Source organism: Proteus sp. FZP2095, from assembly GCF_023701425.1.
Lineage (GTDB): Bacteria > Pseudomonadota > Gammaproteobacteria > Enterobacterales > Enterobacteriaceae > Proteus > Proteus cibarius.
The window spans coordinates 189,270-201,316 of record NZ_JAMQBJ010000006.1; the positions used below are offsets into that span (position 1 = coordinate 189,270).

Annotated in this window: 10 protein-coding genes and 1 riboswitch; of the genes, 8 read left to right on the forward strand and 2 right to left on the reverse strand. The window is 40.1% G+C overall.

What is annotated here, in order from left to right:
* The first annotated feature begins 15 nt into the window (after window positions 1-15).
* The 4 genes from argB (at window position 16) to oxyR (ending at window position 4,711) form a co-directional block, all read left to right on the forward strand.
* A complete protein-coding gene (gene argB / locus NBG71_RS17955; protein ID WP_250917066.1) occupies window positions 16-789 on the forward strand; it encodes an acetylglutamate kinase in 774 nt (257 codons plus the stop codon).
* A 75-nt stretch (window positions 790-864) separates the two neighbouring features.
* Window positions 865-2,073: an argininosuccinate synthase gene (locus tag NBG71_RS17960; RefSeq protein WP_075672974.1), complete on the forward strand. Its 1,209-nt coding sequence runs from the start codon at window positions 865-867 to the stop codon at window positions 2,071-2,073.
* Window positions 2,074-2,150: 77 nt separating this feature from the next.
* Window positions 2,151-3,533: an argininosuccinate lyase gene (argH, locus tag NBG71_RS17965; RefSeq protein WP_156732975.1), complete on the forward strand. Its 1,383-nt coding sequence runs from the start codon at window positions 2,151-2,153 to the stop codon at window positions 3,531-3,533.
* A 260-nt stretch (window positions 3,534-3,793) separates the two neighbouring features.
* A complete protein-coding gene (gene oxyR / locus NBG71_RS17970) occupies window positions 3,794-4,711 on the forward strand; it encodes a DNA-binding transcriptional regulator OxyR (protein ID WP_075672972.1) in 918 nt (305 codons plus the stop codon).
* Here oxyR and sthA read toward each other — a convergent pair.
* On the reverse strand, window positions 4,703-6,100 hold the full coding sequence (gene sthA, locus NBG71_RS17975) for a Si-specific NAD(P)(+) transhydrogenase (protein WP_069366816.1): 1,398 nt from the start codon (window positions 6,098-6,100) through the stop codon (window positions 4,703-4,705). The genes oxyR and sthA overlap by 9 nt on opposite strands.
* Window positions 6,101-6,299: 199 nt before the next feature.
* Here sthA and fabR point away from each other — a divergent pair, with 199 nt between their 5' ends.
* Both fabR and NBG71_RS17985 read left to right on the forward strand, forming a co-directional pair.
* Entirely contained in the window at window positions 6,300-6,986 is a 687-nt protein-coding gene (gene fabR, locus NBG71_RS17980) for an HTH-type transcriptional repressor FabR (RefSeq protein ID WP_069366914.1), read from the forward strand.
* Window positions 6,986-7,387 carry a YijD family membrane protein gene (locus NBG71_RS17985; protein ID WP_075672971.1) on the forward strand — a complete coding sequence of 134 codons (402 nt, stop codon included), beginning with the start codon at window positions 6,986-6,988 and terminating at the stop codon, window positions 7,385-7,387. The genes fabR and NBG71_RS17985 overlap by 1 nt, the downstream gene beginning before the upstream one ends.
* A gap of 123 nt (window positions 7,388-7,510) precedes the next feature.
* Here the strand turns inward: NBG71_RS17985 and trmA are convergent, their stop codons facing one another.
* Window positions 7,511-8,608 (reverse strand): tRNA (uridine(54)-C5)-methyltransferase TrmA, encoded by a 1,098-nt coding sequence (gene trmA / locus NBG71_RS17990; RefSeq protein ID WP_075672970.1) that lies wholly within the window; start codon window positions 8,606-8,608, stop codon window positions 7,511-7,513.
* A 113-nt stretch (window positions 8,609-8,721) separates the two neighbouring features.
* Window positions 8,722-8,928, forward strand: a riboswitch (cobalamin riboswitch).
* A gap of 69 nt (window positions 8,929-8,997) precedes the next feature.
* Here trmA and btuB point away from each other — a divergent pair.
* Window positions 8,998-10,875: a TonB-dependent vitamin B12 receptor BtuB gene (gene btuB, locus NBG71_RS17995; protein ID WP_099659457.1), complete on the forward strand. Its 1,878-nt coding sequence runs from the start codon at window positions 8,998-9,000 to the stop codon at window positions 10,873-10,875.
* A complete protein-coding gene (murI, locus tag NBG71_RS18000; RefSeq protein ID WP_075672968.1) occupies window positions 10,820-11,686 on the forward strand; it encodes a glutamate racemase in 867 nt (288 codons plus the stop codon). The genes btuB and murI overlap by 56 nt, the downstream gene beginning before the upstream one ends.
* The last annotated feature ends 361 nt before the right edge of the window (window positions 11,687-12,047 follow it).

The following is a 12,047-nucleotide window of genomic DNA, read 5'->3' on the forward strand; positions in this document are numbered from 1 at the left end:
GAGTAGGGAAGTTTCATGGAACCATTAATTATCAAACTGGGTGGTGTACTCCTTGATAATGAAGAAGCGTTAACGCGGTTTTTCACTGCATTACAACAATATCGCTCAACACATTCTCGTCCTTTAGTCATCGTACATGGTGGTGGCTGTTTGGTGGATGAGTTAATGGGTAAATTGCAATTGCCTGTGGTGAAAAAGCAAGGTCTTCGTGTCACACCTGCAGATCAGATAGACATTATTACAGGGGCGCTTGCCGGAAGTGCCAATAAAACCTTGTTATCGTGGGCAACCAAGTTTGGGCTTAATGGTGTGGGGCTTTCTTTGGGTGATGGACAATTAGCTAAAGTCACTCAAATCAATGAAGAGTTAGGCCATGTAGGAAATGCAACTCCCGGCTCTCCTGATTTACTCAATTTATTATTGGGTGCTGGCTATCTACCTATTATCAGTTCTATCGGGATGACTGAAAAAGGTGAGCTGATGAATGTGAATGCTGATCAAGCGGCAACTGCTATTGCTGAAACATTAGGTGCTGATTTAGTTCTGCTTTCTGATGTTAGTGGCATTTTAGATGGTAAAGGTCAGAAGATTGCTGAGATCTCAGCTGAAAAAGCACAAATGTTAATCGATCAGGGCATTATCACTGACGGCATGATAGTGAAAGTAAATGCGGCATTGGAAGCAGCTAAAACGTTAGGACGACCTGTTGAAATTGCAAGCTGGCGCCATGCTGAAAAACTGACGACATTATTTAATGGTGTTGCAGTAGGAACCCGAATTTTAGCTTAAAAATCACTCTAGAAATCTTATCGCTATTTGGTAGTTGGCAGAATTTAAACAAATTGGGAATTGAAGGTTATCACTATGACTAAAGGTATTAAGAAAATTGTATTGGCATACTCTGGTGGATTAGATACATCTGCAATCATTCCTTGGCTAAAAGAACATTATGATAACTGTGAGGTTGTCGCTTTTGTTGCTGATGTTGGTCAAAGCCGTGATGATTTAGTGGGTGTAGAACAAAAAGCATTAGCTTCAGGTGCTTCAGAGTGTTATGTCGTTGATTTACGCGAAGAGTTTATCAAAGACTATGTTTATCCTGTGTTAAAAACCGGTGCTTTATATGAAGGTAGCTATTTATTAGGTACTTCAATGGCACGTCCTGTTATCGCTAAAGCACAAGTTGAACTCGCATTAAAATTAGGTGCAGATGCTGTTGCTCATGGTGCAACGGGTAAAGGTAACGATCAGGTTCGTTTTGAAAGTACTTATGCGGCACTTGCTCCACAACTAAAAGTGGTTGCTCCTTGGAGAGAGTGGGATTTACGTTCTCGTGAAGCGCTGTTGGATTATCTAAAAGTTCGTAATATCCCAACAACAGCAACTCTTGAGAAAATTTATAGCCGTGATGAAAACGCATGGCATATTTCAACAGAAGGTGGCGTATTAGAGAGCCCATGGAATGCGTCAAATGAAGATTGCTGGGCATGGACCGTTGATCCTAAGAAAGCACCAGAAACGCCAGAATTAGTTACAGTTACAGTTAAAGAAGGTGAAGTTGTTGCAGTAAACGGTAAAACACAATCACCTTTTGAATGTTTAGATACACTAAATACATTAGGTGTTAAACACGGTATCGGACGTATTGATATTGTTGAAAATCGTTTAGTAGGAATGAAATCACGTGGCTGCTACGAAACCCCAGGGGGCACTATCATGATGGCTGCTCTGCGTGGTGTTGAGCAACTTGTTCTTGATAGAGATGCATTTAAATGGCGTCAGCAATTAGGCTTAGAGATGTCTTATGTCGCTTATGATGGACGTTGGTTTACGCCAATTCGTGCTTCACTACAAGCTGCTGCTGAATCACTGGCAAAAGATGTGAATGGCGAAGTGGTTTTAGAGCTCTATAAGGGGCATGTGAATGCTATTCAGAAGAAATCAGACAACAGCCTGTACTCTGAAGAGTTTGCAACCTTTGGTGAAGATGAAGTTTACGATCACAGCCATGCTGAAGGCTTTATCCGTTTATATTCCCTGCCATCACGTATTCGTGCACTGAGCAAGAAATAACGCAAAGCAATAGAGTGGTGCTAACAAGCATCACTCTCACTCTTTTTTATTACACAGAATAAATACAGGAAGCGATTATGGCACTCTGGGGTGGACGTTTTAGTCAGGAAGCTGATCAACGGTTTAAACAATTCAATGATTCACTGCGGTTTGATTTTCGACTGGCACAACAGGATATCTTTGGCTCAGTAGCTTGGTCTAAAGCGTTAGTCACAGTTGGCGTATTGTCGCAAGATGAACAAGCTCAACTTGAGCAAGCGTTAAATGAATTATCAGAAGAAGTCACGGCAAATCCGCAGTCTATCTTGCAAAGTGATGCTGAAGACATTCATAGCTGGGTTGAAAGTAAGCTTATTGCCAAAGTGGGCGATTTAGGTAAAAAATTACACACAGGCCGCAGCCGTAATGATCAGGTCGCAACAGACTTAAAGCTATGGTGTAAAGAAGAAGTCATTCATCTTCGCCAAGCGATTGTTGAGCTACAAAAAGCCTTAGTTATCACCGCAGAACAGAATCAAAATGCCGTGATGCCGGGTTATACCCATCTACAGCGCGCTCAGCCAGTCACTTTTGCACATTGGTGTTTAGCATACAATGAAATGCTAGCCAGAGATGAAAGCCGTTTAGCTGATGCATTAAAACGTTTAGATGTCAGCCCATTAGGTTGTGGCGCTTTAGCCGGAACAGCTTATGATATCGATCGTGAACAATTAGCGGGATGGTTAGGTTTTGCGAGTGCAACCAATAATAGCTTAGATAGCGTATCCGATCGTGATCATGTCTTAGAGATATTATCCTCTGCGGCTATTGGTATGGTGCATTTATCTCGTTTTGCAGAAGATCTTATTTTCTTTAATAGTGGTGAAGCGGGCTTTATTGAATTATCAGACAAAGTGACTTCTGGCTCATCATTAATGCCACAAAAGAAAAACCCAGATGCACTGGAGCTTATCCGTGGGAAATGTGGACGAGTACAAGGCGCATTAACTGGCATGATGATGACCTTAAAAGGTTTACCTCTCGCTTACAATAAAGATATGCAAGAAGATAAAGAAGGCCTATTTGACGCCGTCGATACATGGTCTGATTGCTTGCATATGGCAACATTAGTTCTTGATGGCATTCAAATCCGTCGCCCCCGCTGTGAAGAAGCCGCTAAACAAGGCTATGCTAACGCCACTGAATTGGCGGATTATCTTGTTGCTAAAGGTGTACCATTCCGTGAAGCTCACCATATTGTGGGTGAAGTGGTTGTTTGCGCCATTGAGCAAGGTAAAGCGATTGAAGAACTCCCTCTTTCTGAATTACAGATGTTTAACAGTAAAATCATGATTGATGTGTACGATATTTTATCGCTTCAATCTTGCTTAGATAAACGTCTTGCAAAAGGTGGTGTTTCTCAAAAACAGGTTGCTTATGCGATAGCAAAAGCCAAAGAAGTTTTAGATATGAATAAGTAAGAAAAGAGTTTATCTGAGACAACTTATTGTTATTCAAAAAGAACAGAGTGAATATCACTCTGTTCTTTTATTTTAAATTGCCGATAATATCTATATTCATCTTGAATTCTTTAGAGTATGAAGTAATTAGTTTTGTTTGAGTTGTTTATTCAAAAAATTTTGAAAAAGAGAGACAGAATAACATTCGACTGATAGAAAAATTTATCAGTTACTATATTATCTATAGACATTAACTATCAGCAATAAATATGGGATCTGCAATGAATATCCGTGACTTGGAATATCTGGTGGCTCTAGCTGAGCATAAACATTTTCGCCGTGCGGCAGATTCTTGCCATGTGAGTCAGCCAACATTAAGTGGTCAAATTCGTAAACTTGAAGATGAACTTGGTGTGATGTTGCTTGAAAGAACTAGCCGTAAGGTTCTGTTTACTCAACAAGGTTTGTTGCTGGTGGATCAAGCGAAAACCGTTTTACGTGAAGTCAAAGTTCTACAAGAAATGGCTTCATTACAAGGCGAAAGTATGGCAGGGCCTTTACATATTGGGCTTATTCCTACTGTTGGCCCTTATTTATTGCCTCATATCATTCCTGAATTACATAAAAACTACCCTAAGTTAGAGATGTATCTTCATGAAGCACAAACTCATAGCTTATTAGCTCAGTTAGATAGCGGAAAACTCGATTGTGCAATTTTAGCAATGGTAAAAGAGAGTGCGCCATTTATTGAAGTGCCTCTATTTGAAGAGCCAATGAAGTTAGCGATTTATGAAGGACATCCTTGGCATGAACGCGAGTCTGTGCCGATGGGCGACTTAGCGGGACAGCGTTTATTAATGTTAGAAGATGGGCACTGTTTACGCGATCAAGCGTTAGGTTTTTGCTTTCAAGCGGGTGCAAAAGAAGATACGCATTTTAGAGCAACGAGTTTAGAGACTTTGCGTAATATGGTCGCTGCTGGTAGTGGAATAACGTTATTACCTGATTTATCTGTACCTCAAGAACAAAAACGTGATGGGGTTTGTTATCTAGAATGTACTGATCCCAATCCATCACGTTCTATTATTTTGGTTTACCGTCCCGGATCGCCTTTGCGTAATCGTTATGAACAGTTAGCAGAGACAATCCGTGAACATATGACCGCATTTTATGCAGAAAAACAAAACGCATTAAAATAAGCGATTTAAACCATTAAGTGCAGCAACACGGTAGGCTTCTGCCATTGTTGGATAGTTGAAGGTAGTATTAACGAAATACTCGATAGTATTGCCTTCACCTTTTTGCTCCATAATCGCTTGGCCAATATGAATAATTTCAGCGGCACGCTCACCGAAGCAGTGAATACCTAAAATTTGCTTAGTTTCACGGTGGAAGAGAATTTTCAAACTCCCTACATTCATACCTGCTATTTGCGCTCTTGCCAGATGTTTAAATTGAGAGCGACCTACTTCATAAGGAATTTTCATTGCAGTGAGTTGTTGCTCTGTTTTACCAACAGAACTAATTTCAGGAATGGTGTAGATCCCCGTCGGAATATCTTCAATTAAATGTGTTTCTGATTTTCCGGTTGTGATCGCCAAAGCTGCAATTCGACCTTGATCATAAGCAGCTGAAGCCAGACTTGGGTAACCGATGACATCACCGACTGCATAAATGTGTTCGCAACTGGTTTGGTAATGTGCATTAACAGAAACTTGTCCACGACTATCTGTTTTAATACCCACGTTTTCTAAGCCAAGTGTGTCTGTATTTCCTGTTCGACCATTCGCATAAAGTAGGCAATCTGCTTTGACTTTTTTACCTGATTTTAAGTGAACAATCACACCATCATCGACACCTTCAATACTTTCATATTCTTCATTATGACGAATAACAATGCCGTTATTCCAGAAGTGATAAGAAAGTGCATCAGACATCTCTTGATCAAGGAAAGATAATAGGTGATCACGAGTATTAATTAAGTCTACTTTTACTCTTAATCCTCTAAAAATAGAGGCATATTCACAACCAATGACACCAGCACCATAGATAATGACATGGTGAGGTTCATGTTCTAAATCGAGAATAGTGTCACTGTTATAAATACGAGAATGAGAAAAATCGACATCTGGCGGGCAATAAGGACGCGAGCCTGTTGCAATAATAAAGTTATCTGCTGAAAGAATATCGCAAGTACCATCAGGATAACGCACGCTGATCCTGTGTTCATCAATAAACGCAGCTTCGCCCGAATACATTGTACAATTATTACGCTCGTAGAAACCTTGACGCATTTTAGTCTGCTGACTAATTACGGTACTGGCTTGGCGAAGTATTTGAGAGAAAGAGGAGTTAATCAGACGAGATTGGTCACTGTAAAGCGGGTTTTGATTAAATTCGATAATACGACTTACCGCGTGACGTAGGGCTTTTGAAGGAATAGTTCCCCAGTGAGTACAGCCACCACCGACTTTGTTATAACGTTCTATAACTGCGACGCGCTTTCCTTGTTTAACAAGCCCCATGGCCGCGCCTTCACCACCAGGACCTGAACCGATCACAATTGCATCGAAATGAGAATGTTGCATAGGAAGAGACCTGTTTTATACAAACCGACAACGCTATATTAACATTAGAATGAATAATAGCCCAATTGACATTAAGGGCATTAGTCACACTTTGTTGAGTTTTTATGAGAATGTGTCTTGAGAGATGATTGTACGCACTGCTTTTTTAACAAAGTTTGATATATTGAGTATAAACCAAATTAGGATTATCAGGATTTCCGTGAGTAATAATATTGGCATCAGAGCTAAACAAAAAGAAAAAACCCGCCGCTCTTTAATTGAAGCTGCTTTTAGCCAACTCAGTGCCGAGCGTAGCTTTACAAGCCTAAGTTTACGAGAAGTGGCTAGAGAAGCAGGTATTGCACCTACCTCATTTTATCGCCATTTTAAAGATGTTGATGAACTAGGGCTCACGATGGTTGATGAAAGTGGATTGATGCTACGTCAATTAATGCGCCAAGCACGTCAACGTATTGCTAAAGGTGGTAGTGTTATTAGAACATCTGTAGCTACTTTTATGGAATTCATTGGCAATAATCCTAATGCGTTTAGATTATTATTACGTGAGCGTTCAGGGACTTCGGCGGAATTTCGTGCCGCGGTCGCACGAGAGATCCAACATTTTATTGCAGAACTGGCAGACTACCTTGAGCAAGAAAGCCATATGCCACGTTATTTTACAGAAATGCAATCTGAAGCAATGGTCACTATTGTATTTAGTGCAGGCGCAGAAGCACTGGATATCGATATTGAAAAGCGTCAACAATTAGAAGAAAGATTAGTTATACAACTGCGAATGATTGCTAAAGGTGCCTATTATTGGTATCGACGTGAGCAAGAAACGCAAATACCTCTACAAGATAACCCAGAGATAAAGAAAAAAACGCATCAGAAAGGAGACAAATGATGGAACAAAATCGCTGTGAAAAAAGCACGCTATTACTTGCCACAGTCATTGGTGTCGCTTTACATGGTACTTATTCGAGTTTTTTTAATCCATTTATTGAGACGTGGTCGGTTTTCCCACTTATCAGTTTAATCTTGGCAGTTTACTGTTTATATCAGCGCTATTTAAATCAACCTATGACCGATGGTATGCCTAAGCTGATTTTTTCATTCTTTTTATTAGGTTTGTTCGGTTATAACGCTTACACCAGAACAGTTAACCCTGAATGGGGTTCAAATTTCTTCTCTTCAGTGTGTATCGTTATCGTTGCGTTGTGGATTTATCGTCAGTTCAAACAGCGTCAACGCCTACGTATACAGGCAGAAGAAGCTGAAAGAGCATCACAAGCAGAACAGTACTAGTCTGTACTTATCTCTTTGTTGTAAACACAGCGAAATTTTGACACCAGCAAGTTATCTTGCTGGTGTTTTTGTTTTTATTTGTGCTATTGCGGGTTTTTTATCGATAACAAGTGAAATAAGTAGTTATCTTTTTTCTAATAACACGCCACATTCCATGTGATGGGTATATGGGAACTGATCGAATAAAGCTAATTTACTGATTTTATGTGTTTTAATTAGCGTTTCCAAATTCTGGCACAGTGTTTCTGGGTTACAAGAAATGTATAAAATGCTAGGGTAACTTTTAACCAACTCTACAGTTTTCTCGTCTAAACCACTGCGAGGAGGGTCAACAAAAATGGTTTCACACTGGTAATCTTTTAAATCAATCCCTTCTAGGCGTTTAAATTCTCTTACTCCATTCATTGCTTGAGTAAAATCTTCCGCAGACATGCGAATAATCTTCACATTATCAATATGGTTCATTGCAATATTATATTGCGCGGCATAAACAGAAGGCTTGGCAATTTCTGTTGCTAGCACACGATCAAAATTACGCGCGAGCGCTAATGAAAAGTTACCATTACCGCAATACAGCTCAAGCAGATCGCCTTTTGCATTTTCCGTTGCCTGTAATGCCCATTCCAACATCTTAATATTGACCTGTGCATTAGGTTGCGTGAAGCTATTTTCAACTTGGCGATAAATCATCTCTTTGCCAGCAACGGGTAGCACTTCATCAATAAAATCGTTATCGAGCATAATTTTTGTTTTATATGCACGACCGATTAATTGCACATCAAATCCTTGAGCAATTAATGATTGGCGTAATGCCATTGCTTCTTGTTGCCAAGTTTCATCAATTTTCTTGTGATAAAGCAGTGAGACAATAATTTTATTACTCAACGTAGAAAGGTAATCAATCTGAAACAGTTTCTTTCTGAGTGTTGGTTTATCTTTTATTTCTGCCAACAAGGTAACCATCATTTTATTAATAAGCTGGCTGGCAACCGGAAATTGGTCAACACGAATACGCTGCTTAGTCTCTTGGTCAAACATAATATGATAGAGAGAATCTTCTTCATGCCAGATACGGAATTCCGCACGCATACGATAATGCTGTTCTGGGGATGAAAAAACCTCTGCATCAGGCGCATTAAAAGGAGCCATCATTGTTTGTAGGCGTTGTGTTTTTTCATTCAGTTGAGACTGATATGTTTGCGTTGGTAATGAATTCTGCATGGTATCTCGCCTTTTTTTTGGCAGTAATAAAGTTAAGCGAGCGAAATTGTAGAGATCCTCATGAAGATGTCCAGTATTCTTCATGTTCAATTTCTGGACTCAGTGGATTTGAAATCGTAGCATAGTTATTCGGTCTCCTATAGGAGTGAAAAGGGAATCTGGTGCAAAGCCAGAACTGACGCGCAGCGGTAATAGGATCAAGGATAATAAAAGACACTACAAAGCACTTTAATAAGTGCGGTGGGAAGTCATTATCTTAAATACACAAAATTGTTTATTTAACCTAGAGTCCGAAGACCTGCCGAAGACCTGTCGCATCTTAAATTAAATACGCGCTTTATTTAATTTTGGCGGCATCCTGCTACTTATTCTGTTGGATGCAGATTTTCATGAATAATAAAAAAGTTTTCTTTATTTCAAGTATAGCTTCGAGTGTGGCTTTGAGTGTCATGGTGAGTAGTTTTGGCGCGTTTGCGAATAACAGCGATACATTAAGTGTGACTGCGAATCGCTTTCAAGAGCCGAACTCTTCTATTCTAGCGCCTATCACTATTGTTGAACGTGAACAGATCGATCGTTGGCAGAGTAATAGTGTTATTGATGTATTACGCAGAATGCCAGGTATTGATGTGGGGCAAAACGGTGGGATAGGGCAAGTGAGCTCTATTTATGTACGTGGGACTGAATCTCGTCATGTTCTTATTTTAGTGGATGGTGTGCGTTTAAATCAGGCTAATGTGTCTGGTAGTTCCGATATTAGCCAAATTCCCCTTTCTCTTGTTCAACGTATTGAATATATAAGAGGGCCTCGTTCTTCTGTTTATGGTTCTGATGCAATTGGTGGTGTGATTAATATTCTCACAGAAAGAAAAACAGAAGGAGGAACGCTTAATGCCACAATGGGTTCTCATGGTTATCAAGAATATGATGGCTCTGTAAAACAGAAAGTTGGGGATAGAACGACATTAACGGCAGCAGGTAGTTATCTCTATACTAAAGGTTATGATGTAGAAGCCAATGGGAATACTGGAGGGCATCCACAACCTGATCGCGATGGCTTTATGAATAAGTCACTGTGGTTAGGGGTTAATCACTATATTAACGATAACGTTTCTTTATATGCACGTGCTTATGGTTTTGATAATCGCACTGCTTATGATGCTGAGCCTGATTATATCGACAACACTATTATTACGGATACTCGAGCGCTATTTAGCCGTACCTATGATGGTGGTGTGAAGTTCCATCACGATAACTATTCTTCTTCTTTAAATACTAGCTATAACTACACCAAAGATTATGACTATGATCCTCGTTATGGTCGCTATGGTAAAGGAAGCCGTTTTACCAACTCTGAACAATATAATGTGCAGTGGGGAAATCACCTTTTATTAGGGAATGGCAGTATCGGAGGGGGTGTTGATTGGCAACGTCAATCTATTAAAGCAGGCTCCAATGGATTTCCTAATAAAGAACACTTCGACAATACCGGTTTATATCTAACAGGACAGCAGAAATTAGGCGAAATTATAGCTGAAGCTTCTGTGCGTTCTGATAAGCACTCAGAGTATGGCTGGCATACTACTTGGCAAACTAACCTAGGTTGGGAGTTTGTTGATGGTTATCGTCTGATTGGTGGTTATGGTACGGCATTTAAAGCTCCGACACTGATGCAACTTTATAGTGAATGGGGAAGTAATCCAAACTTACAGCCAGAAAAGAGTAAACAGTGGGAAGGAGGTTTTGAAGGATTAACAGGGCCTGTCGAGTGGCGATTAACGGCATATAGAAATGATGTTAGTAATCTTATTCAAGCTGATTCTACTCAGGGATGGATAAATCATAATATTGGCGAGGCGTTAATTAAAGGTGTGGAATTTACAGGTGAAATGGATACTTGGATTTTTCATCATACCTTTAACTTGCAATATATAGATGCAAGAAATAAAGAAACGCATCAACGTCTTGATCGTCGTGCTCGTCAACAGCTGAAATATCAACTGGATTGGCAAGTCGAGAAATTGGATATGGGAATTACTTACCAATATATCGGCCAGCGCACAGATAAAGATTTCGGCACAAGCCCGGCTAAACCTGTTTCTTTAGGCGGTGTGAGCATTTGGGATCTAACTGCTTCATATCCTATTACATCACATCTCTCAATTCGTGGTAGAATAGCCAACCTGTTTGATAAAGATTATGAGACAGCTTATGGCTATCGCACGCCAGGACGAGAATACTTCCTCACAGGAAGTTACAACTTCTGATGCACTATCTACCGCTAACCCTACTGTATTAGTTTTTGATTCAGGGGTTGGCGGTTTATCTGTTTATCGTGAGATCCGTGAAAAACTACCGGAGGCTCACTATATCTATGTTTTCGATAATGAAGCATTCCCCTACGGTGAAAAATCACAAGAGTTCATTATTGACCGTGTTGTTCGAATAGTTAGCGCGGTTGCTAAAAAACATGATCTCGCCACTATTGTTATTGCTTGTAATACAGCAAGTACAGTAAGCCTTCCTGCTTTACGCGCCAAGTTTACAGAGATCCCTATTGTGGGTGTTGTTCCAGCTATTAAGCCAGCGGCTAAATTAACGTGTAACGGTGTGGTTGGATTATTAGCGACCAGAGCGACAGTTAAACGTCCTTATACTCACGAACTTATTGAACGCTTTGCAACTGATTGCAAAGTTCACTCTTTAGGTTCGGCTGAGCTGGTGGAACTGGCAGAAAGAAAACTTCATGGTGAAGAGGTTCCTTTAGATGAGCTTCGCAAAATTCTTACACCTTGGTTAAAAATGAAAGAGCCACCCGATACAGTGGTATTAGGTTGTACTCATTTCCCTTTATTAGCAGATGAACTTCTTTCTGTTTTACCTGATGGCACACGAATTATCGATTCTGGTGCTGCAATTGCACGAAGAACTGCGTGGTTGGTCGTAAATCAAGCTAAAATAAAAGGTTCAAATGAAATTAGCTTCGCTTATTGCTTAAAAGAAGATGAGAATAGCGAATTACTAAAACCTGTTTTGGCGAGTTTTGGCTTCGAATCGCTCAGAAAACTGGCGCTTTAAGTGCAATTTGATTGAAAATTCAACGGTCAGTAAAAAAACTCAAAAAAAGTGTTGCCAGCTTCACAAAACTCCCTATAATGCGCCCTCGTTGTCACGGCAAACCACGCTAAGTGAGTTAGCCGAGAGAACGAAGAAAAAAGTGGAAAGCCTTGAAAATAAACGCTTGACACTGAATGAGGAAGATGTAGAATGCACCTCCTCGCAACAACGCAGAAGACCGGAAACGGCAGCGAGTGTTGCACTGCTCTTTAACAAATTATCAGACAATCTGTGTGGGCACTCGCAGAGACGATATCTTCTAAAATATTAGATGTATCAAGTCTTGAAGAGTGAACAACAAAAGTAAATTCATTTATGAATA

What these genes read in the sequence shown, in the direction of transcription:
- argB (WP_250917066.1), top strand. Translation starts at nt 16, where the DNA reads ATGGAACCATTAATTATCAAACTGGGTGGTGTACTCCTTGATAATGAA.
- NBG71_RS17960 (WP_075672974.1), top strand. Translation starts at nt 865, where the DNA reads ATGACTAAAGGTATTAAGAAAATTGTATTGGCATACTCTGGTGGATTA.
- argH (WP_156732975.1), top strand. Translation starts at nt 2,151, where the DNA reads ATGGCACTCTGGGGTGGACGTTTTAGTCAGGAAGCTGATCAACGGTTT.
- oxyR (WP_075672972.1), top strand. Translation starts at nt 3,794, where the DNA reads ATGAATATCCGTGACTTGGAATATCTGGTGGCTCTAGCTGAGCATAAA.
- sthA (WP_069366816.1), bottom strand. Translation starts at nt 6,100, where the DNA reads ATGCAACATTCTCATTTCGATGCAATTGTGATCGGTTCAGGTCCTGGT.
- NBG71_RS17985 (WP_075672971.1), top strand. Translation starts at nt 6,986, where the DNA reads ATGGAACAAAATCGCTGTGAAAAAAGCACGCTATTACTTGCCACAGTC.
- trmA (WP_075672970.1), bottom strand. Translation starts at nt 8,608, where the DNA reads ATGCAGAATTCATTACCAACGCAAACATATCAGTCTCAACTGAATGAA.
- btuB (WP_099659457.1), top strand. Translation starts at nt 8,998, where the DNA reads ATGAATAATAAAAAAGTTTTCTTTATTTCAAGTATAGCTTCGAGTGTG.
- murI (WP_075672968.1), top strand. Translation starts at nt 10,820, where the DNA reads ATGGCTATCGCACGCCAGGACGAGAATACTTCCTCACAGGAAGTTACA.